At 73.3% G+C, this 22,986-nt stretch carries 23 protein-coding genes and 1 pseudogene; 13 read left to right on the top strand and 11 right to left on the bottom strand.

Features of this window, described 5'->3' with window-relative positions; genetic code table 11:
• Window positions 1-155: 155 nt before the first annotated feature.
• Together IE249_RS25875 and IE249_RS25870 are read right to left on the bottom strand one after the other, a co-directional pair.
• The gene (locus tag IE249_RS25875) at window positions 156-1,529 is read right to left on the bottom strand and encodes a phosphoribosyltransferase (protein WP_189708414.1); all 1,374 of its coding nucleotides are present in this window, start codon (window positions 1,527-1,529) and stop codon (window positions 156-158) included.
• 10 nt (window positions 1,530-1,539) lie between these two features.
• Window positions 1,540-1,851: a dsRBD fold-containing protein gene (locus IE249_RS25870; protein WP_189708412.1), complete on the bottom strand. Its 312-nt coding sequence runs from the start codon at window positions 1,849-1,851 to the stop codon at window positions 1,540-1,542.
• A gap of 103 nt (window positions 1,852-1,954) precedes the next feature.
• Between IE249_RS25870 and IE249_RS25865 the strand changes: the two genes are divergently transcribed.
• Window positions 1,955-2,329 carry a YchJ family protein gene (locus tag IE249_RS25865; RefSeq protein WP_189708410.1) on the top strand — a complete coding sequence of 125 codons (375 nt, stop codon included), beginning with the start codon at window positions 1,955-1,957 and terminating at the stop codon, window positions 2,327-2,329.
• Window positions 2,330-2,404: 75 nt separating this feature from the next.
• Here the strand turns inward: IE249_RS25865 and IE249_RS25860 are convergent, their stop codons facing one another.
• Window positions 2,405-3,106: a FadR/GntR family transcriptional regulator gene (locus IE249_RS25860; RefSeq protein WP_189708409.1), complete on the bottom strand. Its 702-nt coding sequence runs from the start codon at window positions 3,104-3,106 to the stop codon at window positions 2,405-2,407.
• Between the two features lie 142 nt (window positions 3,107-3,248).
• Here IE249_RS25860 and IE249_RS25855 point away from each other — a divergent pair, with 142 nt between their 5' ends.
• From IE249_RS25855 to IE249_RS25840, 4 genes are all read left to right on the top strand, one after another.
• Window positions 3,249-3,794 carry a gluconokinase gene (locus IE249_RS25855; RefSeq protein ID WP_189708407.1) on the top strand — a complete coding sequence of 182 codons (546 nt, stop codon included), beginning with the start codon at window positions 3,249-3,251 and terminating at the stop codon, window positions 3,792-3,794.
• Window positions 3,795-3,993: 199 nt separating this feature from the next.
• Window positions 3,994-5,391, top strand: coding sequence for a GntP family permease (locus IE249_RS25850; protein ID WP_189708404.1), 1,398 nt, complete (start codon window positions 3,994-3,996; stop codon window positions 5,389-5,391).
• A 10-nt stretch (window positions 5,392-5,401) separates the two neighbouring features.
• Window positions 5,402-6,166: an SDR family oxidoreductase gene (locus tag IE249_RS25845; protein ID WP_189708402.1), complete on the top strand. Its 765-nt coding sequence runs from the start codon at window positions 5,402-5,404 to the stop codon at window positions 6,164-6,166.
• A gap of 14 nt (window positions 6,167-6,180) precedes the next feature.
• A complete protein-coding gene (locus IE249_RS25840) occupies window positions 6,181-7,206 on the top strand; it encodes an L-idonate 5-dehydrogenase (RefSeq protein ID WP_189708400.1) in 1,026 nt (341 codons plus the stop codon).
• Window positions 7,207-7,256: 50 nt separating this feature from the next.
• Here IE249_RS25840 and IE249_RS25835 read toward each other — a convergent pair whose 3' ends face one another.
• The 4 genes from IE249_RS25835 to IE249_RS25820 all read right to left on the bottom strand — a co-directional run bounded on the left by IE249_RS25835 (window position 7,257) and on the right by IE249_RS25820 (window position 11,370).
• Window positions 7,257-7,886 carry a cytochrome b/b6 domain-containing protein gene (locus IE249_RS25835; protein WP_189708398.1) on the bottom strand — a complete coding sequence of 210 codons (630 nt, stop codon included), beginning with the start codon at window positions 7,884-7,886 and terminating at the stop codon, window positions 7,257-7,259.
• Window positions 7,870-8,682 carry a molybdopterin-dependent oxidoreductase gene (locus IE249_RS25830; protein ID WP_189708396.1) on the bottom strand — a complete coding sequence of 271 codons (813 nt, stop codon included), beginning with the start codon at window positions 8,680-8,682 and terminating at the stop codon, window positions 7,870-7,872. The genes IE249_RS25835 and IE249_RS25830 overlap by 17 nt, the downstream gene beginning before the upstream one ends.
• Window positions 8,683-8,819: 137 nt before the next feature.
• The gene (locus tag IE249_RS25825) at window positions 8,820-10,397 is read right to left on the bottom strand and encodes an APC family permease (protein ID WP_189708394.1); all 1,578 of its coding nucleotides are present in this window, start codon (window positions 10,395-10,397) and stop codon (window positions 8,820-8,822) included.
• 22 nt (window positions 10,398-10,419) lie between these two features.
• Entirely contained in the window at window positions 10,420-11,370 is a 951-nt protein-coding gene (locus IE249_RS25820) for a hypothetical protein (RefSeq protein ID WP_189708392.1), read from the bottom strand.
• Between the two features lie 505 nt (window positions 11,371-11,875).
• Between IE249_RS25820 and IE249_RS25815 the strand changes: the two genes are divergently transcribed.
• The 6 genes from IE249_RS25815 (at window position 11,876) to IE249_RS25790 (ending at window position 16,602) form a co-directional block, all read left to right on the top strand.
• Complete coding sequence (locus IE249_RS25815) at window positions 11,876-12,769, top strand: DMT family transporter (protein WP_229859262.1); 894 nt, start codon at window positions 11,876-11,878, stop codon at window positions 12,767-12,769.
• Window positions 12,770-12,825: 56 nt separating this feature from the next.
• On the top strand, window positions 12,826-13,341 hold the full coding sequence (locus IE249_RS25810) for an NUDIX hydrolase (RefSeq protein ID WP_189708388.1): 516 nt from the start codon (window positions 12,826-12,828) through the stop codon (window positions 13,339-13,341).
• 153 nt (window positions 13,342-13,494) lie between these two features.
• Entirely contained in the window at window positions 13,495-13,887 is a 393-nt protein-coding gene (locus IE249_RS25805; protein ID WP_189708386.1) for a YidH family protein, read from the top strand.
• Window positions 13,884-14,243 carry a DUF202 domain-containing protein gene (locus IE249_RS25800; RefSeq protein ID WP_189708385.1) on the top strand — a complete coding sequence of 120 codons (360 nt, stop codon included), beginning with the start codon at window positions 13,884-13,886 and terminating at the stop codon, window positions 14,241-14,243. Before IE249_RS25805 ends, IE249_RS25800 begins: the two co-directional genes overlap by 4 nt.
• Before the next feature lie 103 nt (window positions 14,244-14,346).
• Window positions 14,347-15,381: a phosphotransferase family protein gene (locus IE249_RS25795; protein WP_189708383.1), complete on the top strand. Its 1,035-nt coding sequence runs from the start codon at window positions 14,347-14,349 to the stop codon at window positions 15,379-15,381.
• 6 nt (window positions 15,382-15,387) lie between these two features.
• The gene (locus tag IE249_RS25790) at window positions 15,388-16,602 is read left to right on the top strand and encodes an acyl-CoA dehydrogenase family protein (protein ID WP_189708381.1); all 1,215 of its coding nucleotides are present in this window, start codon (window positions 15,388-15,390) and stop codon (window positions 16,600-16,602) included.
• Between the two features lie 84 nt (window positions 16,603-16,686).
• Here the strand turns inward: IE249_RS25790 and IE249_RS25785 are convergent, their stop codons facing one another.
• Genes IE249_RS25785 through IE249_RS25775 form a run of 3 tightly spaced genes read right to left on the bottom strand, consistent with a single transcriptional unit; the run spans window position 16,687 to window position 19,794 of the window.
• The gene (locus IE249_RS25785; protein WP_189708379.1) at window positions 16,687-17,280 is read right to left on the bottom strand and encodes a TetR/AcrR family transcriptional regulator; all 594 of its coding nucleotides are present in this window, start codon (window positions 17,278-17,280) and stop codon (window positions 16,687-16,689) included.
• Window positions 17,281-17,323: 43 nt separating this feature from the next.
• On the bottom strand, window positions 17,324-19,033 hold the full coding sequence (locus IE249_RS25780) for a class I adenylate-forming enzyme family protein (protein WP_189708377.1): 1,710 nt from the start codon (window positions 19,031-19,033) through the stop codon (window positions 17,324-17,326).
• Window positions 19,030-19,794, bottom strand: coding sequence for an SDR family oxidoreductase (locus tag IE249_RS25775; protein ID WP_189708375.1), 765 nt, complete (start codon window positions 19,792-19,794; stop codon window positions 19,030-19,032). The genes IE249_RS25780 and IE249_RS25775 overlap by 4 nt, the downstream gene beginning before the upstream one ends.
• A 198-nt stretch (window positions 19,795-19,992) precedes the next feature.
• Here IE249_RS25775 and IE249_RS25770 point away from each other — a divergent pair, with 198 nt between their 5' ends.
• Together IE249_RS25770 and IE249_RS25765 are read left to right on the top strand one after the other, a co-directional pair.
• Complete coding sequence (locus IE249_RS25770; protein WP_189708372.1) at window positions 19,993-21,237, top strand: exo-beta-N-acetylmuramidase NamZ family protein; 1,245 nt, start codon at window positions 19,993-19,995, stop codon at window positions 21,235-21,237.
• 76 nt (window positions 21,238-21,313) lie between these two features.
• Complete coding sequence (locus tag IE249_RS25765) at window positions 21,314-22,639, top strand: serine-threonine protein kinase (RefSeq protein WP_189708370.1); 1,326 nt, start codon at window positions 21,314-21,316, stop codon at window positions 22,637-22,639.
• Between the two features lie 35 nt (window positions 22,640-22,674).
• Here IE249_RS25765 and IE249_RS38490 read toward each other — a convergent pair.
• Window positions 22,675-22,986, bottom strand: a pseudogene (locus tag IE249_RS38490) (penicillin acylase family protein); the annotation flags it as partial.

Here is a 22,986-nt window from a genome sequence, read left to right as displayed (position 1 = left end):
GCGGAATGGCAGACGCGCTAGCTTGAGGTGCTAGTGCCCTTTATCGGGCGTGGGGGTTCAAGTCCCCCCTCGGACACCACACCGAAGAACGGTGTCGGCCTCTGGAGGCCGACACCGTTCTCGCGTTTGCGGCGCCCGCGCGCCCCGTTCCGGTCTCACACGTGTGCCGCCGCCATGTGGTCGGTGAACCAGTCGCGGGCCAGGGCGGTCACCGTCTCCAGGGCGCCGGGCTCCTCGAAGAGATGGGTGGCGCCGGGCACGACGGTCAGCCGGTTCTCGCAGCGCAACCGGGCCCGGGCCCGCCGGTTGAGTTCCAGTACGGTCCGGTCGGCGCCGCCGACGACCAGCAGGGTGGGGGCGGTGACGTCCGGGAGCCTGGGCCCGGCGAGGTCGGGGCGGCCGCCGCGGGAGACGACGGCGGCGACGCGGGCGCCGGGTTCTGAGGCGGCCCACAGGGCCGCGGCCGCGCCGGTGCTGGCACCGAAGTACCCGACGGCGAGATGACCCGTCCCGGGGTGGGCGCGCAGCCGGCCGGTGGCCTCGGTGAGCCGCGCGGCCAGCAGCGCGGTGTCGAAGACGTTGGCCCGGTCCTCCGCCTCCTCCTCGGTGAGCAGGTCGAACAGCAGGGTGCCGAGGCCGGCCCGGTTCAGGCCGGCGGCCACGAACCGGTTGCGGGGACTGTGCCGTCCGCTGCCGCTGCCGTGTGCGAAGAGCACGATGCCGGCCGCGTCCGCGGGCACGGTCAGCCGTCCGCCGAGCCGTACGGTCCCGGCCGCTATCTCCACCTCCCGGTCCAGCCCGGCGCCACCGTCGTCCGGCGGATCCGTGGCCGGGGCTCCGGAGTGGCTCGGCGGAGCCGTGTCCGGGGCGCCGGTGCGGCCCGGACGGCTCGGGCGCCGCTCCGCGCGCCGCAGCACCGCGACCACGTCCGCGTCCTCGAGCTGGGCGAAGTCGTCGTAGAACTGGCCGACCGCGAAGAAGCCGCGGGGGGTCGCCAGGCTGACCAGCTCGTCGGCCTCCCCGGCCAGCCGCCGGGTCCAGTCCGGCGGTGCGACGGGCACCGCGAGGACGGTGCGGGCCGCGCCCCTGGCCCGTACCGTGCGGCAGGCGGCCCGGGCGGTGGAGCCGGTGGCGACGCCGTCGTCGACGATGACGACGGTCCGTCCGGCGACGGCGGCCGGCGGGCGGTCGCCGCGGTAGCGCTCGGCGCGGCGCAGCAGTTCCCGGCGCTCGCGCTCCTCCACGCGGGCCCGGGCGTCCGGGGGGACGCCGGTCTCGCGCAGCACGTCCTCGCTCAGTACGCGCACGCCGTCCTCGCCGATCGCGCCCATGGCCAGCTCGGGCTGGGTGGGCACGCCGAGTTTGCGCACCAGGCAGACGTCCAGGGGCGCGCCGAGGGCGTCCGCGACCGCCTCGGCGACCGGGACGCCGCCCCGGGGCAGTCCCAGGACCACGACGTCCTGCCCCGCGAGGTGGGCGAGGCGTGCGCCGAGCTGCCGTCCGGCCTGGACCCGGTCCGTGAAGAGCACCGCGGCCGCCTCACTCGCGGGAGGACCACAGCGGGGTGGGCGGTGTCGCCTCGGGGGCGCCCATCGCCTTGATGTCGCCGGCGGCGGCGCGCACCAGTTCGCGGCCGAGGGCGATGAGGGCGCGGCCGGCCGCGAGTTCGTCCCCGATCTCGGGCACGTCCCGGTCGTAGGGGTTGCGGCGGGCCTCGGCGCAGCTCTCCAGGACGTTGTCCCCGGTGTCCAGGATGATCCGGGCGGTGGTGTCCGGATCGTGCTCGGACAGGTACAGGTTCAGCCGCCACTCCTTGGCGGACGGAGACCGGTTGCCGACGGGTCGGGTCATCGTCGGTCCCTCCTCGACTCCGGCGCGGCGCAACTCGCGGGCCGCGGCACCCACTTCCACTGTGCCTCCGCGGCGCTCGCGCCGCATGGGCACAATGGCCCCCATGACCAAGGATTTGTGTCCGTGCGGGCTGGGTGCGGGGTACGAGGAGTGCTGCGGGCGTTTCCACCGGGGTGAGGGGGCCGCGCCCACCGCCGAGGCGCTGATGCGGTCGCGCTACAGCGCGTTCGTGCGCGGGGAGGCGGGGTATCTGCTGCGCACCTGGCATCCGCGGACCCGGCCCGCCCGGCTGGAGCTGGATCCGGGGATGCGGTGGACGGGTCTGGAGATCCTGGACACCGCCGACGGGTCGGCCTTCCACAGCACGGGGACCGTGACGTTCCGGGCGTCCTGTCGGGGCGGATCGCTGCACGAGCGCAGCCGGTTCGAGCGGGTCGGCGGGGCGTGGGTGTACGTGGACGGGGACTTCCTGGAGTAGCGGGTCCGGGGGCCGGGATGCCCCGTCGCGCCGTGCGCCCCGTCGCGCCGTGCGCCTCGTGGCCGTGCGTCGCCGCTACGGCGCCAGGATGTCCAGTTCCTGGAGGGCGCCGACGGTGATCTCGCGGGTGAGCCGCTCGGCGCGGTCGGCGTCGCCCTCGCGGACCGCCTCGGCGACCTGGACGTGCAGGGTGACGGCGGCCGGGTCGGGGTCCTCGAACATGACCTCGTGGTGGGTGCGCCCGGCGAGGACCTCCGCGACGACGTCGCCGAGGCGGGCGAACATCTCGTTGCCGGACGCGGTGAGGATCACGCGGTGGAAGGCCACGTCGTGGACCAGGTACTCCTGGAGTCGGTGGCCGCGTGAGTTGGCCACCATGCCGAGCGCGCACTCGGTTAGTTCGGCGCACTGCTCGGGCGTGGCGTGGCGCGCGGCGAGGCCCGCGGCGACGGGTTCGACGGCCGAGCGCAGCACGGTGAGCGAGCGGAGCTGGCGCGGGCGGTCGGCGCCGGCCAGGCGCCAGCGGATGACCTGCGGGTCGTAGACGTTCCACTCGCAGGCGGGCAGCACGGTCACGCCGACGCGACGCCGGGACTCGACCAGGTGCATGGACTCCAGGACGCGGACCGCCTCGCGCATCACGGAGCGTGAGACGTCGAAACGCTGTGCCAGTTCGTCGGTACGCAGAACGCTGCCCGCCGGGTACTCACCCGCGGTGATGGCGGGGCCGAGGGTGTCCAGTACATGGCCGTGCAGCCCCCGGCCCGGTGTGCTCATGCACTCAGCGTACGGGGTGGATCACGGAACCAAAAAGTCAGACTTATAAGTCACAGCCTCTTGAATTTGTCGTACCTAATAGGTTTCATGTGGCCGACGCCGGATGTCGGCGTCGCATGTCGAGGAAGACAGCGAGGCAGTGATGCGCACCCCCCACGTCGTCGTGGTGATGGGCGTCGCCGGCACGGGCAAGACCACGATCGGTCCCCTGCTCGCGGCCCGGCTCGGCGTTCCGTACGCCGAGGGCGACGACTTCCACCCGCAGGCCAACATCGACAAGATGACGGCCGGCGTCCCGCTCGGCGACGAGGACAGGTGGCCGTGGCTGGACGCCATCGGCGCCTGGGCGCACGGGCGGGCAGGGCTCGGTGGGGTGGTGAGCAGCTCGGCCCTGAAGCGGTCCTACCGTGACCGGCTCAGGGCGGCGGCTCCCGGGATCGTCTTCGTCCATCTGACGGGCGACCGGAAGCTGATCGAGGACCGCATGGCGCACCGCCGGGGTCACTTCATGCCGACGGCCCTGCTGGACTCCCAGTTCGCCACGCTCCAGCCGCTCGAGGCGGACGAGCGGGGCGTCGCGGTGGACGTCTCCGGTTCCCCGGAGGAGATCACCGAGCGCGCCGCGGCCGCGCTGGACACCCTCGACAGTTCCACGCGGTCCGACGAGGCCGGGCCGTCCCCGCGCTGAGTCATGACGACAGCACCCGGGTCCTGACGACAGGGCCCTGGTCCTGACGACAGGGCCTCGGTCCTGACGACAGGGCCTCCGTCCTGACGACAGAACCTGGCCGCCTCTCCCCCACAGTCGCGACCGCGGCACCACCCGCGCACCCCGCGCGACCCGTGCACTTCTCCCCAACGTCCCTCTTCATCTGCAAGGGAACACCGTGACCAGACTCAGCGTCGAGATGCTGGCAGCGGACGCGCCCCCGCCGATCACCTCGGCCGGACACGCTCAGCTGGGCATCGCCGTCCTGGCGGGCATAGCCGTCATCGTCCTGCTCATCACCAAGTTCAAGTTGCACGCCTTCCTGTCGCTGACCATCGGGTCACTGGTCCTCGGCGCGGTCGCCGGGGCGCCGTTGGACAAGGCGATCACGAGCTTCACCACGGGCCTCGGCTCGACGGTCGCCGGCGTCGGCGTGCTGATCGCGCTCGGCGCGATCCTCGGCAAGATGCTGGCCGACTCGGGCGGCGCCGACGAGATCGTGGACACGATCCTCGCCAAGGCCGGCGGCCGGGCGATGCCGTGGGCGATGGTGCTGATCGCCTCCGTGGTCGGACTGCCGCTGTTCTTCGAGGTCGGCATCGTGCTGCTGATCCCCGTCGTGCTGATGGTCGCCAAGCGCGGCAACTACTCCCTGATGCGCATCGGCATCCCGGCGCTGGCCGGTCTGTCCGTGATGCACGGGCTGATCCCGCCGCACCCCGGCCCGCTGGTCGCGATCGACGCGGTCAAGGCCAACCTGGGCGTGACGCTGGCGCTCGGCATCCTGGTCGCCATCCCCACGGTGATCATCGCCGGTCCGCTCTTCTCCAGGGTGGCGGCCCGCTGGGTGGACGTGCCCGCCCCCGACCGCATGCTGCCCCAGCGCGCCTCCGAGGAGCTCGAGCGGCGCCCGGGCTTCGGCGCGACGCTGTTCACGGTGCTGCTGCCGGTCGTGCTGATGCTGGCCAAGGCGCTGGTCGACATCGTCGTGGACGACACCGCGAACATGACGCAGCGCGTCTTCGACGTCGTCGGTTCCCCGCTGATCGCCCTGCTCGCCGCCGTGCTCGTCGGCATCTTCACGCTGGGCCGCCCGGCCGGGTTCAGCAAGGAGCGCATCTCCTCCACCGTCGAGAAGGGCCTCATGCCCATCGCCGGCATCCTGCTCATCGTGGGCGCGGGCGGCGGCTTCAAGCAGACGCTGATCGACTGCGGTGTGGGCCAGATGATCCTGGACATCTCCAAGGACTGGTCGATCCCGGCGCTGCTGCTGGCCTGGCTGATCGCGGTGGCGATCCGGCTGGCGACCGGTTCGGCGACCGTGGCGACGGTCTCGGCGGCCGGTCTGGTCGCCCCGCTGGCCGCGGACATGTCGACCACGCACGCCGCCCTGCTGGTCCTGGCCATCGGCGCCGGCTCGCTCTTCTTCAGCCATGTCAACGACGCCGGTTTCTGGCTGGTGAAGGAGTACTTCGGGCTGAGCGTCGGTCAGACGATCAAGACCTGGTCGGTCATGGAGACGATCATCTCGGTGGTCGCGGGCGGTCTGGTCCTGCTGTTGTCCCTGGTGATCTAGGAGTACGGCGATGACGGCTCACCCCCTCTTCGACATCGGCGGCCGCACCGCCCTGGTCACCGGCTCCTCCCGCGGGATCGGGCTGGCCCTGGCCCGCGGTCTGGCCGAGGCCGGCTGCACGGTGGTCCTGAACGGACGCGACGGCGAGGCGCTCGCCGAGGCCGCCGCCGGACTGCCCGGCGACCGGGTGCACACCGCCGCGTTCGACGTGACCGACGGCGCCTCGGTGGCCGCCGGGATCGCGGACGTCGAGGAGCGGGTGGGCCCGCTCGACATCCTGGTCAACAACGCGGGCATGCAACTGCGCGCCCCGCTGCTGGAGTTCACGGACGCCGACTGGCACCGGATCCTGGACACCAACCTCACCAGCGCCTTCCTGGTGGGCCGCGAGGCCGCCCGCCGGATGACCGGACGCGGCCACGGGAAGATCGTGAACATCTGCTCGCTGCAGAGCGAGGTGGTACGCCCCGGCATCGCACCGTACGCGGCGACCAAGGGCGCGCTGAAGATGCTCACCAAGGGCATGTGCGCCGACTGGGGCCCGCACGGGGTGCAGGTCAACGGCCTGGGCCCCGGCTACATCGAGACCGAGCTGACCCGGCCCCTCGTCGAGGACGGGGAGTTCAGCGCCTGGGTGCGCCGCCGCACCCCGGCCGGCCGCTGGGGCCGTACCGAGGACCTGGTGGGCGGGCTGTTGTTCCTCGTCTCCCCGGCGGCGGACTTCGTCTCCGGGCAGGTGCTGTACGTCGACGGCGGCATGACGAGCGTGCTGTGAAAGGGGCCTCGGGAATGCTGGGCTGTGTGATCCACGGGCAGGGCGACCTGCGCGTCGAGGAGCTGCCGGTGCCCGAACCCGCCCCGGGGCAGGCCCTGGTGGCCGTCCGCTACGGCGGGGTGTGCGGCTCCGACCTGCACTACTGGCGCCACGGCGGGGTCGGCGACTTCCGGCTGCGCGAGCCGATGCTGCTCGGCCACGAGGTGGTCGGCACGGTCGTCTCCTACGGCGCCGGAGCGCGGGGTCCGGCCCCGGGTGCCGCGGTCGCCGTGCACCCGGCGACGCCGTGCGGAGTGTGCCCGGAGTGCTCCGGTGGCCGCCGCAACGTCTGCCGGGACACCCGCTACCTGGGCAGCGCGGCCCGCTTCCCGCACGTACAGGGCGGATTCGCGGGCCAAGTGGCCGTGCCGGCCGAACAGTTGAGGGCGTTGCCGGACGGCCTCGGGCCGCGCCGGGCGGCCCTGGCTGAGCCCCTGTCGGTGGCGCTGCACGCGGTGCGGCGGGCCGGGGACGTGACGGGCCGGCACGTGCTGGTGACCGGCGCGGGTCCCATCGGCTGCCTGGTGGTCGCGGCGGCGAGGGCGGCGGGCGCGGCCCGGGTGACCGTCACCGACCTGCTGCCGCGGGCGCTGGAGTACGCCTCCGCCGTGGGCGCCGGCACCGTCGTACGGGCCGACGACCCCGGTGACGCCGGATGGCCGGACGAGGTGGACGTGGCCGTGGAGGCCTCCGGGGTGGCCGCCGGACTCGGCACCTGCCTGCGGCTGGTGCGGCGCGGCGGGACGGTCGTGCAGCTCGGGATGCTGCCGCCGGGGCAGGTGCCGTTCGCCGGGAACCTGGTGGTGAGCCGGGAGATCGAGCTGCGGGGGGCGTTCCGCTTCGATACCGAGTTCGACGGGGCGCTACGGCTGCTGGCCGCCGAGCCGGCGTTCGACGCACTCATCAGCGCGGTGGTCCCGGTGCGGGACGCGGAATCGGCGTTCACACTGGCGGCGGACCGCACCCGGTCGTGCAAGGTACTGCTGAACTTCGACGCCTGAACGGCCGGAACCGCCCTGCGCCGGACCGCCCCGTGCGGGGCCCTTGGGCTTCACGGTCGCCACAGTGGGTGTTCGGAGTTCGCCCAGTCGCTGGTCACCCAGCCTGTGCGGAGGCCGTGTCGGGCCTCTGGGTCGGCGATGGCCATGCCGATGTGGCCGGCCAGGACGATGCCGATGGTCAGGGCCAGCCAGTCGTGCACGAAGGTCGCGCTGGTGCGCCACATCAGCGGGGTGAGATGCGTGAACCACATCATCAGGCCGGTGCCGAGCATGACCAGGGCCGCGCCCGCGATCCAGGCGGCGTAGACCTTCTGGCCGGCGTTGAACTTGCCCGCCGGGCGGGACGCGGGGCGTTGGTCGCGGCGCAGGGCGGCGCGCAGCCAGAGCCTGTCGTGCGGTCCGAAGCGGTTGAGGAAGCGCAGGTCGGCGCGGAAGGCGCGGGAGGCCAGGCCCAGCAGGACGGGCACCGGCAGGGCGAGGCCCGCGCACTCGTGGACGCGCACCACGAGCTCCCTGCGGCCGACGAGTTCGGCGAGCTGCGGGATGTAGAGGCAGGCCGCGGTGACGACGCAGACGCCCATCAGCGCGGCGGTGACCCGGTGCACCCAGCGTTCGGCGCGGGTGAAGCGGCGTACGGTCCGGGCGCCGGGCGGGGCGGCCGGGTCAGCTCGTAGGGTCATCGCTGCGTCCGTTCGAGCGGCCGACCCAGGCGTCGACGTCGTAGCCGCGCTCCTCCCAGTAGCCGGGCCGGACCTCGTCGGTGACGGTGATGCCGGAGAGCCACTTGGCGGACTTGTAGAAGTACATCGGGGCGACGTAGAGGCGGACCGGGCCGCCGTGGTCGTGGCCGAGGTCCTTGTTCTGCATGCGCAGCGCGACCAGGACGTCGGCGCGGCGGGCCTGGTCGAGGGTGAGGCTCTCGGTGTAGGCGCCGTCGAAGCAGGTGAAGCGGACCGCCTTCGCGGTGGGCCGCACCTTCGCCGCGTCCAGCAGCCGGGACAGCCGTACGCCCTCGAAGGGGGTGCCGGGAACCCGCCAGCCGGTGACGCACTGCACGTCGCGCGTCATGCGTGTCTGCGGCAGCGCCCTGAGGTCGGCCAGCGTGTACGTCGCCGGGCGGTCGACCAGGCCGTCGACGGTCAGGCGGTAGTCGGTGGCGTCCTTGTGGGGGACGGAGGCGGCGACCGAGTAGTAGCGGAAGCCGCCGCCGTTGGGCAGCAGGCCCGTCAGGCCGGTGGGGTCCTTGTCGGCGGCGGCGCCGAGGAAGCCCTCGAGGCCGCGTTGCAGGGTGGGCGCCGCGAGCACGCCGAGGGCGCCCAGGCCGAGGGTGCCGAGCAGGACACGGCGGCCTATCGGGCGGCCGGGCTCCTCGGAGGGGACGGGGGCATCCGGGGGACGCTGTTCCGGCGCGTCCGGCGCGTCCGGCGCGTCCGGCGCGTCCGGCGGTTCCGGCGATTCCGGTGGTACGGAGGTCACCCCTTCATTCGAGCACCAGCGACCCCCGGCGGGCCAGGGATCGCGGGTGCCCGTCAGACTTCCGTCATCTCTTGGGCCTGTCTTCTCACCCGTTTCTCAACCGAGGCCGGCGTGTCCCGGCCGCGGCCGGCCGTTCCTCAGCCGGTGTCCGCCGGGGACCCGGCCGCCGCGGCCTGCGCCTCCGCCGCCTTCTCCAGCTGGAACGCCTCGTTGCCGAGCCCGATGCGGGCATGCGTGGCGGGCCTGCGCGAGCGCAGTACGGCGCCCTGCACCAGCCCGGCGGCCAGGGCGAGGCCGATGATGCCGGGCAGCGCCCAGCTCAGCGCCGAGTCGGGCCCGGTGCCGACCAGGACGTCGAAGTCCTTCACCGTGTAGACCGCGATCACCAGCAGGGCCGTGCCCGCCACGGCCGAGGTGGCCAGCCGCCAGGCCTGGGCGCGCGCCGCGCCGCGCCGCGCGAAGAAGACGATCACGGACAGGGAGGCCGCCGCCATCAGCACGATCACGCCGAGCGCGCCGATGTTGCCGCCCCAGGTGAACAGGTGCAGCACGGGCGCGGTCGGGTCGCCGGTGGGCTTGCCGTCGGTGAGGGCGAAGGCGAGCACGATCACCAGCGACACGGCGGTCTGGGACAGGGAGCCGGCCGCGGGGGCGCCGCTGCTGCTGGAGGTGCGGCCGAAGGCGGCGGGCAGCAGGCCCTCGCGGCCCATCGCGAACGCGTACCGGGCGACGACGTTGTGGAAGCTGAGCATGGCCGCGAACATGCCGGTCACGAACAGCACGTGCAGCACGTCGGTGAAGGTGCCGCCGAGCCGGGACTCCGTCAGCGTGAACAGCAGCCCCGCGCTCTCCTTCTGCGCGGTGGCCACGACCGCCGAGGGGCCGGTGGCGACGGTCAGCGCCCAGCAACTGATCGCGAAGAACACGGCGACCCCGCCCACCGCGAGGAACATCACGCGCGGCACCAGGATGTGCGGGCGGCTGGTCTCCTCGGCGTACACCGGGGCCTGCTCGAAGCCGAGGAAGGCGGCGATGCAGAAGCACAGCGCGGTGCCGATGCCGGCGCCGGAGAGCGTGCCCGGGTCGAAGGCGTGCAGGGAGAGGCCCTGGCTGCCGGGGTCGGCGACCGCGGCCACGTCGAAGATGACGACGAGGGCCACCTCGATGACCAGCAGCACGCCGAGCACGCGCGCGTTGACGTCGATCTTCAGCCAGCCGAGCACGCCGACCGCGGCGACGGCCAGGAGGGCCGGGATCCACCAGGCGACGGTGGTGTCGGTGTAGGTGGCGAAGAGGTTGGAGACCTCGAAGCCGAAGATGCCGTAGATGCCGGCCTGGAGGGCGTTGTAGGCCACCAGGGCGACCAGGGCCGCGCTCGCGCCGGCCGTGCCGCCCAGGCCCCGGGAGATGTACGCGTAGAAGGCGCCCGCGTTGTGCACATGGCGGCTCATCTCGGCGTATCCGACGCTGAAGAGGATCAGCACCACGCCGAGGGCCACGAAGAGCAGCGGCTGGCCGACGATGCCCATCACCGCGAACGTGGTCGGCATGACACCGGCGACCACCATGAGCGGGGCGGTCGCGGCGAGCACGGAGAGCAGCAGGCCCCCCGTGCCGAGGCGGTCGGCGCGCAGGGCGCGCTCCTGCCCCTTGAAGGTACTGATGCCGCCGTCGCCGGCGGTGGGTCTGCTCGTGCTCGAACTGCCCGTCGTCATCGGGGAGTCGTCCTTTCGGCGGTCAGGCCGTGCCCAGGGCGCCGGCGCGGGCGGTGCGGAAGGCGGTGTGCGGATCGCGGTCGGGGTACGACCAGGGGGCGGGGGTGGGGTGGTCGCCGACGCGGTGGAAGAGGGCGGCGGCCTCGGCGCCGCGACCCTCGCAGTACTTGGCGTGGGCGAGGTAGTTCAGGTCGACCAGCCGCCGGGGGTGGCCCTCCTGGCCCCACTCCAGCCACCAGTCGAAGGCGGCCTTCATCACCTGGCGGGCCCTGCGGTCGGCCCAGTGGCCGCTGGAGTACGGGTCGGCGGAGGCGTGACCGGCGAGGGCCAGGGCGCGGTAGCGCTCGGCGTGCGCCACCACGGGCAGGATGGCCAGCGCGGAGTCGGCGGGGGCCTGCTCGGCTGCCCAGTTGGCGAAGTCGTACACCTCGTGCAGCGGGTCGGGGCCGGCGGCGGCGCGGCGCTCGGCGAGCCGGGCCACCATCAGGTGGTGGGCGTGGTGGTGGTCGGGGTGGCGGTGGCGGACCTCGTCGAAGAGGCGGACCACCTCCTCCTCGGTGCCCAGGGTGCGCTCCAGCAGGAGCAGGCCGAGCCACGGGGTGGGGTCGGCGGGCGCGAGGCCGGACGCCGCCCGGCAGGCCTCACGGGCGGCGTCCGGCTTCTCCTTGCCGCGCAGGGCGCGTTCGACGAGCGACACGCCGAGGAGTACGGAGGCGTCGGGGGACTCGGGTTCGGCCAGCAGCCAGTCGCGGGTCCAGGCGGCGGCGTGGGGTTCCCGGGCGAGGACCGTGACGCGGTGCCCGCGCCGGTCGGGGTCGTCGCCGGTGCGGACCAGCAGTGACCTGACCGCCTGCCAGCGTCCTTGCGCCAAGGCGGCCCGCGCGGCCACGAGTTCGTCGTCGTCGAGAGCGGCGTCGAAGGTGTGGGCCGCGCGTCTGCGGCCGCGGCCGAGGGGAGGCGGGGGTGGGGGCACCGCGGGTCTTCCTCACGCGCTCTTGTGTTCGTGGCTCGCCGCGCCCCGGGGCGGCGCTGCCCCGTGCGCTCACTCGCCCGGCTCGCTCGTCGGTCGGTCAGGCCGGATCGGCCGGGTCACGTCATCGGCCCGCCATCATCCGATCACTGACAGCAAACCCTCAGCCATTGCTTCACGTCAAGGGCGGGTCAAGCGATTCAGGCGTCAACTTCCTGGATTCCAGAGGCACTTGTGGTGGTACGCGGCGGATGGTGCGGGCGGGCGGCGCGCGGGCCCCACGGACGCGGCGTCACCTGTGCGGTGTAGGTGTGGCGTACGCCATGGCGCAGCGGAGCGGGGCGTTCCACCATGGCGGTGCGGCCGTGCCATCGTCCCTGACCGCAGGGCGTCGTGACGGAGTCGACCGCCCGGATCCCGGGTACTCCCAGCGGCACACAGCGCCCTGGGACGCTACAGTCGGCCATTACGCACCCCGTGGCCCGGCCGGATGATCGAGGTACGCAGCGTGTCGGTTCTGGTTCTGATTCTCGCCGTGAGCGCCGCCTGCTGCCTGGGCTTCGGATTCGTGCTCCAGCAGGACGCGGCCCAGCGGGCGCCGCTCAGCGACTTCCTCTCACCCCGGCTGCTGCTGGACCTGATGAAGGTGCCCCGCTGGCTGGGCGGCCTCGGACTGATGATCGCCGGCATGGTGCTGGGCGCGGTCGCGCTCGGGCGGGGCGAGATCTCGCTCGTGGAACCGCTGCTGGCGACGAACCTGCTGTTCGCCCTCGCCCTGTCGCGCAGACGGACCCGGCAGCCGCTGGGCCGCCAGGGGTGGGTCGGACTCGCCCTGCTGGCGGGGGGCGTGAGCGCGTTCATCCTGGCGGGCGAGCCGCGAGCGGGCAGCGCGGTGACCGATCCGCTGCGGCACTGGCTGATCATCGGGGTCATGGTGGGCCTCGCGCTGATGCTGACCACGTACGCCAAGAGGTCCGGGCTGAGCTGGGGTCCGGTGCTGCTGGCGGTGGCCGCAGGGCTGCTGTACGGCGTGCAGGACGCGCTCACTCGGGTGAGCGGGCAGCGGTTCTCGGCGGGCGGCTGGACGGAGCTGTTCACCGGCTGGCAGCCGTACGCGCTGCTGGTGATCGGCGCCAGTGGGCTGGTCCTGGTGCAGAGCGCGTTCGAGACGGCTCCGCTGCGCATGTCGCTGCCCGCGCTGACGGCCGCCGAACCGCTGGCCGGCATCGCCTGCGGTGTGGGCTTCCTCGGTGACCGGCTGCGCACCGACACCGGCGCCCTGGCGTGGGAGGCGGCGGGTCTGGCGGCGATCGTCGGCGGCATCGTCCTGCTCGGGCTCCATCCGGCCATGCCCTGCGGTGCGGCGGTGCGCGAGCCGGAACGGGACCTGCAGCCGCGCTGAGGCGACCGCGGCGGTCGCCGGGGGTGCCGCCAGTGGCGCCTGCTTGGATGGACGGCATGAGCGCTGCTGAGGAGATTCTCGACATCGTCGACGAGCACGACCGGGTCGTCGGCCGGTCGCCGCGCCGTGCGGCCTACGCCGAGGGCTTGCGTCACCGCTGCTCCTTCATCGAGGTGCGGGACGCCGAGGGCCGCGTCTTCGTGCACCGGCGCACGGCGACGAAACTGGCGTACCCGTCGCTCTACGACATGTTCGTGGGCGGCGTGGTCGGCGCGGGCGAGTCCTACGACGACGCGGCGCTGCGCGAGGCCGAGGAGGAACTGGGGGTGAGCGGGCTGTCCCGCCCCGAGTTCCTCTTCAAGTTCCTCTACGACGACGGCGCGGGCCGGTCCTGGTGGTCGGCGGTGTACCAGGTCCGCTGCGAGCTGCCGGTGCGTCCGCAGGCCGAGGAGATCGACTGGCACGCCTTCCTCACCGACGAGGAGGTGGAGCGCCGGCTGCCCGAGTGGGACTGGACACCGGACGGCCTCGCGGCCTACGAGCGCCTGAAGGCCCACCGCTCGGCGGGGTGAGCCGACCGGCGCCGCCAAGGGCGGGACCACCGGTGCCGGGACCGCCGGTGCCGGGACCGCCGGTGGACGGGACCGCCGGTGGACGGGACCGCCGGCGGCCGGGACCGCCAGGGGGCGGGGTCGCCGGCGGCCGGGCTGGGTAGGGTCGTTCGGGTGATCGACTTCGTGCGGAACGTTCGCCTCTGGTTCGCCCCCGAGGAGGTCAGGCGGGAGGGGCACACGCCCGACTACCGCTTCTCGCTGGCGAACGAGCGCACCTTCCTGGCGTGGCTGCGCACCGCCCTGGCGCTGATCGGCGGCGGCTTCGCGGTGGACCAGTTCCTGCCGGACCTCGGCTGGACCTGGCGGATCGGCCTCGCCCTCGCCCTGCTCGCCGCGGGCGTGCTGTGCTCCCTGCGCGCGGTGAACCACTGGGTGCGCTGCGAGCGGGCGATGCGCCGGGGCGAGGACCTCCCCGCCTCCCGCTTCCCGGCCCTGCTGAGCATCGTCGTGGCCGTGGTCGCGGTGGCCATGGTGGTGGTCGTGCTCGCGGGGTGGGCGGGATGACCGACGGCTTGGACGACGGCGCGGGCGGCGGGCAGGGCGCCGTGCGGGACCCCGGGTTGCAGCCCGAGCGGACCCGGCTCGCGTGGCGGCGTACGACGCTGTCGAGCACCGTGGCCGCCGTGCTGGCCGTGCGGGCGAGCCTGCACGGCGGGGCGTCCCCGGCGGGGATCGTCGTCTGCGCGCTGTGCTGCGTGCTCTGGCTGGGCTTCCTGCGCGTCGCCCACCTCCGCATCCGCGCCCTCGCGAGCGAGCCGGGGCCGGCGCGGGTGCCGCCCGTGCTCGCCGCGCGGCAGGCCGCCGCGGCCGTGCTGTGCACGGTGGCGCTGGCCGTGTGCGCGGCCGTGCTGGTGGTCTGACGGCGCTATCGTGGGCCCGATCACGTCCGGTTCACCCACTGGACTACATACCGACTGGTCGGCATGATGGTCGGGTCCCGTTCACCCGCCCGTAGGAGCAACGATGAGCCCCGACCACCCGCCCGGACTGGATCTCGACCGGCTGCGCGGCCTGCTCGACCGTGAGCGGCCCGGCCTGGCGCAGGGCCCGCTGACCGGCCGGCTGATCGAGGGCGGTCGGTCGAACCTGACATACGCGGTCTCGGACGGCGTCTCGAAGTGGGTCGTCCGCCGGCCCCCGCTCGGGCACGTGCTCGCCACCGCGCACGACATGAAGCGCGAGCACCGCGTGATCAGCGCCCTGCACCCGACCGACGTGCCGGTCCCGGCCCCAGTCCTGCTCTGCGAGGACGAGGAGGTGCTCGGAGCGCCGTTCTACGTCATGGAGTTCGTCGAGGGCACCCCCTACCGCACGGCGGACCAGCTCGCCGCGCTGGGCGCGCGGCGCACCCGCGACGCGGTGCTGTCGCTGACCGACACCCTGGTCGGGCTGCACGCGGTGGACCCCGCCGAGGTGGGCCTGGCCGGCTTCGGCCGCCCCGAGGGCTTCCTGGACCGCCAGCTGCGCCGCTGGGGCAAGCAGCTGGACGCCTCCCGCAACCGCGAGCTGGCCGGCATCGACGAGCTGCACGCCGCCCTCGGGCGCGAACTGCCCGCCTCCCCCGCGCCCACCGTGGTCCACGGCGACTACCGCCTGGACAACGTGCTGATCGGCGCCGACGACTCCATCCGGGCCATCCTGGACTGGGAGATGTCCACCCTCGGCGACCCGCTGACCGACCTCGGTCTGCTGGTGATGTACAGCACGCCGCTCGACCTGCCCCACTCCCCCGTCTCCACCACGGCCGCCGCGCCCGGGCACCCCTCGCCCGCCGAGCTGATCGAGCGGTACGCCGCCGCGTCGGGGCGCGATGTGGCGGCCGTGTCCTGGTACACGGCGTTCGCCTGGTTCAAGCTCGCCGTGATCCTCGAGGGCATCCACTACCGGTACACGCTCGGCCAGACCGTCGGCCGCGGCTTCGACCGCATCGGCGACCTGGTCCCCGTCTTCATCGAGCACGGCCTGACCACTCTTCACGAAGGCCTTCAGGAGGGCTGATCCGACATGGACTTCGCGTTCGACGCGCGCACCGAGGAACTGCGCGCCAAGCTCCTCGCCTTCATGGACGAGCACGTGTACCCGGCCGAGCGGACCGCGCACGAACAGCGCGCGGGCCTCGCCTCGCCCTGGGAGAACCCGCCGGTGGTCGAGGAGCTGAAGGCCGAGGCCCGCAGGCAGGGCCTGTGGAACCTGTTCCTGCCCGACGCGGAGTACGGCGCCGGGCTGACCAACCTCCAGTACGCCCCGCTGGCCGAGATCACCGGCCGCTCCCCGCAGCTCGCGCCCACCGTGACCAACTGCGCGGCCCCGGACACCGGCAACATGGAGGTGCTGGCGCAGTTCGCCGACGAGGCGCAGAAGAAGCAGTGGCTGGAGCCGCTGCTGGCCGGTGAGATCCGCTCGGCGTTCGCGATGACCGAGCCGGAGGTGGCCTCTTCGGACGCCACGAACATCACCACGCTGATCGAGCGGGACGGCGACGAGTACGTCATCACCGGCCGCAAGTGGTACATCTCCGGGGCGATGCACCCCGACTGCACCGTCTTCATCGTGATGGGCAAGACCGACCCGGACGGCGCGGACATCCGCCGCCAGCAGTCCATGGTGCTGGTGCCGCGCGACACCCCGGGCGTCACGATCACCCGGCCGATGCAGGTCTTCGGCTACGAGGACCACTACCACGGCGGTCACGCCGAGGTGGTCTTCGACCACGTGCGCGTGCCGGTGTCCAACCTGATCGGCGAGGAGGGCGGCGGCTTCGCCATCGCCCAGGCGCGCCTCGGCCCGGGCCGTATCCACCACTGCATGCGGCTGATCGGCATGGCCGAGCGGGCGATCGAGCTGATGTGCCGGCGCGCGGTGTCCCGGCAGGCCTTCGGCAAGGCGCTGGCCCAGCAGGGCGTGGTGCACAACTGGATCGCGGACGCCCGGGTCACCGTCGAGCAGCTGCGGCTGCTGGTGCTGAAGACGGCCTGGCTGATGGACACGGTCGGCAACCGGGGCGCGCACACCGAGATCCAGGCCATCAAGATCGCCACCCCGCGCGCGGTGGTGGACATCATCGACCGTGCGATCCAGCTGCACGGCGCGGGCGGCGTCAGCCAGGACTTCCCGCTGGCCGAGCTGTACGCGGGCGCGCGCACGCTGATGATCGCGGACGGCCCGGACGAGGTGCACCAGCGGTCGCTGGCACGGCGGGAGCTGAAGAAGTACCTGTGAGTCCGTGACAGGACGCGCGCACCGGGACGTACGTAAGGGGCGGTCGCCATGGCGACCGCCCCTTACCCGTGGGCCGGGGAGCCGTTACGGCCGCAGTGCGCGCAGCAGCAGGTCGGCCAGGTGGTCGGCGACCTCCTGGGGGCTGAGCGGGCCGTCCGGGCGGTACCAGGTGGACAGGTGGTGGACGGAGCCGAAGTGGTAGTCGACCACCAGGTCGGCCGGGGTGGCCCTGGAGAAGACGCCCTGCCGCTGGCCCTCCTCGATGAGCGCGCGGAAGCGTTCGTGGTAACGCCGGCGCTCGGCGCGCACCTGCTTGTTCTTCTCCGGGCTGAGGTGGTGCATGGAGCGGAAGAAGATCATCGCGTCGTCGAGGTTGTCGATCGTGGTGACGACGACGTCGGCGGCGGCCCCGCGCAGCCGCTTCTCGATGGGCTCGTCGGCGCCTGCGAAGGCGTCCAGCCGCTCCTGCTGGACGCGCAGCACGCGCGCGTACACCTCGTGCAGGAGGTCGTCCTTGGAGCCGAAGTAGTGGTACAGCGCCCCCTTGGTGACGCCGGCCGCCTCGACGATCTCCTGCACGGAGGTGCGGTCGTAGCCCTGTTCGGCGAAGAGGCGGGTGGCGGCGTTCAGCAGTCGCTGCGGGACGGGCGTCCCGTCCGAGTCCGTCGTCCTGGGCACTGTCGCCACCTGCCTTTCCGTGCTGCTGCTTGTGTCGCTGCTGCTAATGGTCGTCGGTGCGGGAACGCAGTTCCCGCCGCAGGATCTTCCCACTGGCCGTCTTGGGAAGCTCCGGCAGGATCTCGACCCGGCGCGGGTACTTGTAGGCGGCCAGTCTCTCCTTGCAGTACTCGGCGAGCGCACCGGGGTCGGTCTCGGCGCCCGGGCGCAGGCTGATGTACGCCTTGACGGTCTCCCCGCGGTAGCCGTCGGGCACCCCGACGACGGCCGCCTCGCGCACCGCGGGGTGGGTGTAGAGGACGTCCTCGACCTCGCGCGGCCACACCTTGAAGCCGGAGGCGTTGATCATGTCCTTCTTGCGGTCGACGACGTAGAGCCAGCCCTGCTCGTCCATGAACCCGATGTCGCCGGTGCGCAGTTCGCCGCCGGGGAAGGTCTCGGCGGTGGCGTCGGGGCGCCGCCAGTAGCCGGGCACGACCTGGGGCCCGCGCACGACGATCTCGCCCTGCTCGCCGAAGGGCACCTCGGCGCCGGTGTCGTCGACGATCCGTACGACCGTGTCGGGTCCCGGCACGCCCACCGCCAGGGTCCCGGAGACCGGGTCGACGGGGGCCTCGCGGCCGGGCGGCACGGAGGCGCAGGGGGCGGTGCACTCGGTGAGGCCGTAGCCGTTGCGGATGTACGGCCCGAAGCCGGCGCGGAACTTCTCCACCAGCGCGGGCGGCAGCGGGGCGCCGCCGGAGGAGATGACGGTGAAGGAGGAGAAGTGGCCGGGGGTGACGGCGGGGTGTGCGGCCAGCGCCATGAAGGCGGTGGAGGGTCCGACGGTGTAGTGCGGCCGGTGCTCGGCGAAGGCCTCCAGGACGACCCCGGGCTCGAAGCGGTAGGCCAGCACCAGTGTGCCCGCGCTGTTCAGGCAGGCGCCGAACTGGCAGACCATGCCGGTGATGTGGAACAGCGGCGCCAGCGCGAAGTAGACCGGCGCGTCGGGCAGGCCGAGGCCGGTGCTCTGCCGCTCGGCGTTGTACATGATGTTGGCGTGGGTGTTGGTGGCGCCCTTGGGGGTGCCGCTGGTGCCCGAGGTGTAGCTGATCAGCGCGGTGTCGCCGGGCTCGGGGTCGCGGTCCTCCGGCGCCGGGTGGCCCGCCCGGGCGACGGCCACCAGGTCATCGGCGTCGGCCGCCCCGGGCAGCCGCTCGAAGCTCAGCACGCGCGTGTCGTCGCGGGTCTGGAAGTCCAGCTCGCAGCCGGTGAGCACGATCCGCACCGGGGACCCGGCGGCCGTCTCTCGCAGATACGACTCCCAGGCCCGGTCGGAGCAGATCAGCGCCGCAACCTCGGCGTCCTTCAGGACATGGGCGACCTCGCCGGACTTGTACATCGGGTTGACGGGCACGACGACGGCGCCCGCCTTCCAGGCGCCGAGCACGGCGAGCACGAAGTGCGGGGAGTTCTGCAGCATGACCGCCACCCGGTCGCCGCGCTTCAGGCCGCGCGCGGCGAGGTGCCCGGCGACCGAGTCGCTGAGCTCGTCGGTCTCGCGGTGGGTCAGACGGGCGTCGAAGTAGGCGAGGAAGGCGCGGTCGGGCGCCTCGGCGGCCGAGCGGCGCAGGGCGTGCACCAGCGAGTCGGCGGGATCGACGGGGGCGCGCTGGGCCTCGTCGAGGAGGGCGAGCCAGGGCTTGGCCGCGTAACGGGACGCTTCGGGGCGGGCGGCTTCGGGGCGGGCCGCTTCGGGGCGGGAGTCGGTCACTGGTTCTCCTCCCACCTCTGCTGGATGTGGTTCATGCTGGTCAGCCAGCGGTCGGGGTCGGTGGCGCGGGCCCGGTAGAAGCCGGCCACCTCCGGGTGCGGCAGGATCAGGAAGCGGTCCTCGGCCATGCCCTTGAACAGGGCGTCGGCCACGTCCTCCGGTTCGATCGCGGTGGGCTTGAGGACCAGGTCGCCCGCGCTGCCGGTGGCGGCCAGCATGTCGGTGCGCACGCCCTGCGGGCAGATCGCGTGGACCTTGATCCCGCGGTGGCGGTACGTCAGCGACAGCCACTCGGCGAAGGCGTAGGCGCCGTGCTTGGTGACGCTGTAGGGGGCGGCGCCGATCATGGTGAGCAGCCCGGCGGCGGACACGGTGGAGACGAAACGGCCGCTGCCGCGCTCGAGCCAGGCCGGGACCAGGGCCTCGGCGGCGCGCACGTGCGCCATGACGTTGACGTCCCAGGCGCGTGCCCAGACGTCCTCGCCGGCCGCTTCGGAACCGCCCGAGCCCAGACCGGCGTTGGCGCAGTAGACGTCGACGGCGCCGCCGAGCGCCTCGCGGGCGGCGGGGACGACCGTGGAGGCGTCGCCGGGGAGCGCGATGCCGCCGATCTCCTCGGCGACGGCCCGGACCCGGCCGGCGTCGAGGTCGTTGACGACGACTCTCGCGCCCTCGGCGGCGAACCGGCGGGCCAGCGCGGCCCCGATGCCACCCCCGGCCCCGGTGACGACGACTCCCGCACCCTGAACGGCTTCCACCATCGGTCTCCTTCGGCTCCGGCGTGACGGGGCCCGGCCGCGACCCGGCCGCGACCCCGTGCTGCGGCGTCAGACTAACCGGTCGGTATGTGGTGCGGAAGAGGGGTCGTGGCGGCGGGCCCGTGCGGTTCGTTCCGTGCCGTCCTCTCGCACGCTAGCGTGCGTGGGCATGACACCCGCCGCGATCACGGAGGTCACCGCATGAAGCTGTCCAGACGGAGCCTGCTCGCCACCACGGCCGCGGTCGCGGCCGCCGCCGCACCCACCGCCTCCGCCCAGGCCGCGCCGAGGCGCTCCCCCGCCCTGCGCACCGGCTTCGAGCGACTGGCCGCCGCGGGTTACGCCGCGCTCGACGGGCAGCGCGTCGGGATCGTCACCAACCCCACCGGCGTCACCCGGGACGTGCGTCACATCGTGGACGTGATGCACGCCGACCGCCGGGTGGACCTGACCGCCGTCTTCGGCCCCGAGCACGGCTTCCGCGGCACCGCGCAGGCGGGCGGCTCCGAGGGCCGCTACGACGACCCGGCCACCGGGCTGCCCGTGTACGACACCTACCTCAAGAGCGGGCAGCCGCTCGCCGACGTCTTCACCGCCTCCGGCGTGGACACGGTCGTCTTCGACATCCAGGACGTGGGCGCCCGCTTCTACACCTACATCTGGACGCTGTACGACTGCATGGAGGCCTCCGCCCTGGCCGGCAAGCGGTTCGTGGTGCTGGACCGGCCCAACCCGGTGACCGGGCGGGCCGCGCTCGGACCGGTGCTGCACAAGGAGTTCGCCACCTTCGTCGGGCGGCAGCCGATCGCCCAGGCGCACGGCATGACGGTCGCGGAGCTCGCGCGGCTGTTCAACGGGGAGTTCCTGACCGCACCGGTGCGCCTGGACACGGTCCTGATGACCGGCTGGAAGCGCTCGGAGTTCTACGACGCCTCCGGCCTGCCCTGGGTGCCGCCGAGCCCCAACATGCCCACCCCCGACACCGCCCTGGTGTACTCGGGGACCTGTCTGTTCGAGGGCACCAACCTGTCGGAGGGGCGGGGCACCACCCGGCCCTTCGAACTGCTCGGCGCGGAGGGGATCGACGGGCGCTGGGCGGCCGCGGCGAACGCGCTCGGGCTGCCGGGCGTGCGCTTCAGGGAGGCCTACTTCGCGCCCACCTTCTCCAAGTTCCAGGGGAAGACCGTCGGCGGTGTGCAGCTCCATGTGCACGACCGGGCCGCCTTCGACCCCGTGCGGACCGGGATCGCGCTGCTGGTGACCGCCCGGCAGGTGTGGAGCGGCTTCGCCTGGCGCGCCGACGACTGGATCGACAAGCTCACCGGCTCCACCCGCGTGCGCACGATGATCGACGCCGGGGCGGGCGCCGACGAGGTGGTGGCCGGCTGGCGGGAGGAACTGACCGCGTTCCGGAAAGTACGGAAGGAATATCTGCTCTACGGATGAGCCGTGACCTATGGCCAACTTCCCCCGTTGGCAGGACGATGCGGGACACATCGCACCGCGGGCGAGGGGGTCGGTCATGGCGGATCCGGCAGTGAGCGTGGCTCCCTACTGGGAGCTGACCTTCGACGCGGACGGCGACGTGGACGGACCCGAGCGGGACCGGCTGCTGGCTCAGGTCACCGCGCGGGGCGTGCGCGACCTGATCGTCTTCGCGCACGGGTGGAACAACGACCGCTCGGGCGCGACCGCGCTCTACAGCCACTTCTTCGCGCCCGTCCCGCGCCTGGCACCCGCCGCCCGGATCGGGTACGTGGGCGTGGTGTGGCCGTCGATGCGGTTCTGTGACGAGCCGATCCCCGACTTCCCGCGCTCCACCGCCGCCCCCGAACCGGTGCCGACCCCGGTGCTCGACAAGGACACCCGGCACGCGCTGCTGGAGACCTTCCCGGGGCGGGCCACGGTCGTGGACCGGATCGCGCGGCTGCTGGACGAGCGCCCGGGCGGTGAGGACGGGGGCGGTCTGGAGGAGTTCGGGCGGCTGGTGCGGCTGCTGGTGGAGGAGGTGCCGCCGGGGCCGCAGGCGCTGTTCTCGGCGGACACCGAGGCGGAAGGGGTACCGGAGGGCGAACCGGAGATGTTCGCGCGGCCCGCGCGGGAGGTGTGCGGCGAGTTCGCCCAGGCCGTGGCGCGGCTGCGAACCCCTGACGGACAGGAGTCGTTCAGCCTGCCCAACCCGTGGGACGGCGCCAAGGAACTGCTGCGGCAGGCGACGTACTACGCGATGAAGCGCCGTGCGGGCACGGTCGGCGAGCGCGGGCTCGGACCGGTGGTCGGCCGGCTCGCGCGGACGGCGCCCGCCCTGCGGGTCCATCTGGTCGGGCACAGCTTCGGCGGCCGGCTGGTGTCGTTCGCGCTGCGCGGGCTGCCCGAGGGCGTGCGGGCCGTGAAGTCGGTGACCCTGCTCCAAGGGGCCTTCTCCCACTACGCGTTCGCGGCCCGGGTGCCCGGCGACCCGCACGCGGGCGGTGTGCTCCAGGGCCAGGAGGGCCGCGTGGACGGCCCCCTGGTGTGCTGTTACTCCCGCTACGACTCGGCGCTCGGCACGCTGTACCCGCTGGCCTCGCGGATGGCGGACGACGACCGGTCGGTGCTCGGCGTCGACGTCGGCCGTCTGCTCGGCGACCGGTGGGGCGCGATGGGGCACAACGGCGTGCAGGCCGTGCCCGGCACGCGCGCGTGCACCCTCGCCGAGGCGCTGGCCGCACCACTGCCCGTCTCGGGCTGCGTCAACGTGGACGCGGCCGAGGTCGTCAGACGCGGCGGTCCGCCGAGCGGCGCCCACAGCGACATCGTGCACCCCGAACTGGTCCGGGTGGTGCTGGCGGCGGGCCGCGTCCGCTGACACGACCCGCCGCCGCGCGTCACCGCCGGGGCGTCCTAGCGGTGGCCGGTGTACTCGACCACCTGCTGGAAGGTCGGCCGGTTCTGCCAGCTGATCTTCCCGTGCTTGATGCCGCCGAGGGCGCGCTGCGCGATCGAGTCGGCGCACCACTGGTCGCCCGCCGAGCACTGGTCGTCGCCCGGGTAGACCTGGGCCGCGGTCATGCCCGCCGCCTGCTTCAGGGTGCTGATCAGGACGTCCCGGCAGGCGCTCAGGCTGCCGTCGCCGCAGTACTTCCGCGCGAGCGGACCGCGCACCTGCTCACCGAGCACCGCCCGGATGTCCTTGTCGACATAGCTCCACCAGCC

The sequence above is a fragment of the Streptomyces anandii JCM 4720 genome, assembly GCF_014650655.1.
Classification (GTDB): Bacteria; Actinomycetota; Actinomycetes; order Streptomycetales; family Streptomycetaceae; genus Streptomyces; species Streptomyces anandii.
The sequence above is the reverse complement of the archived record's forward strand: the minus strand, read 5'-3'. Positions and strand labels throughout refer to the sequence as shown.

Excerpts from the sequence above, each read along its gene's own strand:
- IE249_RS25860 (WP_189708409.1), bottom strand. The coding sequence starts at position 3,106 with ATGAGCACACCGGGCCGGGGGCTGCACGGCCATGTACTGGACACCCTC.
- IE249_RS25775 (WP_189708375.1), bottom strand. The coding sequence starts at position 19,794 with ATGGTGGAAGCCGTTCAGGGTGCGGGAGTCGTCGTCACCGGGGCCGGG.
- IE249_RS25795 (WP_189708383.1), top strand. The coding sequence starts at position 14,347 with ATGAGCCCCGACCACCCGCCCGGACTGGATCTCGACCGGCTGCGCGGC.
- IE249_RS25765 (WP_189708370.1), top strand. The coding sequence starts at position 21,314 with ATGGCGGATCCGGCAGTGAGCGTGGCTCCCTACTGGGAGCTGACCTTC.
- IE249_RS25845 (WP_189708402.1), top strand. The coding sequence starts at position 5,402 with ATGACGGCTCACCCCCTCTTCGACATCGGCGGCCGCACCGCCCTGGTC.
- IE249_RS25855 (WP_189708407.1), top strand. The coding sequence starts at position 3,249 with ATGCGCACCCCCCACGTCGTCGTGGTGATGGGCGTCGCCGGCACGGGC.
- IE249_RS25865 (WP_189708410.1), top strand. The coding sequence starts at position 1,955 with ATGACCAAGGATTTGTGTCCGTGCGGGCTGGGTGCGGGGTACGAGGAG.
- IE249_RS25800 (WP_189708385.1), top strand. The coding sequence starts at position 13,884 with ATGACCGACGGCTTGGACGACGGCGCGGGCGGCGGGCAGGGCGCCGTG.
- IE249_RS25835 (WP_189708398.1), bottom strand. The coding sequence starts at position 7,886 with ATGACCCTACGAGCTGACCCGGCCGCCCCGCCCGGCGCCCGGACCGTA.
- IE249_RS25770 (WP_189708372.1), top strand. The coding sequence starts at position 19,993 with ATGAAGCTGTCCAGACGGAGCCTGCTCGCCACCACGGCCGCGGTCGCG.
- IE249_RS25840 (WP_189708400.1), top strand. The coding sequence starts at position 6,181 with ATGCTGGGCTGTGTGATCCACGGGCAGGGCGACCTGCGCGTCGAGGAG.
- IE249_RS25790 (WP_189708381.1), top strand. The coding sequence starts at position 15,388 with ATGGACTTCGCGTTCGACGCGCGCACCGAGGAACTGCGCGCCAAGCTC.
- IE249_RS25825 (WP_189708394.1), bottom strand. The coding sequence starts at position 10,397 with ATGACGACGGGCAGTTCGAGCACGAGCAGACCCACCGCCGGCGACGGC.
- IE249_RS25810 (WP_189708388.1), top strand. The coding sequence starts at position 12,826 with ATGAGCGCTGCTGAGGAGATTCTCGACATCGTCGACGAGCACGACCGG.
- IE249_RS25870 (WP_189708412.1), bottom strand. The coding sequence starts at position 1,851 with ATGACCCGACCCGTCGGCAACCGGTCTCCGTCCGCCAAGGAGTGGCGG.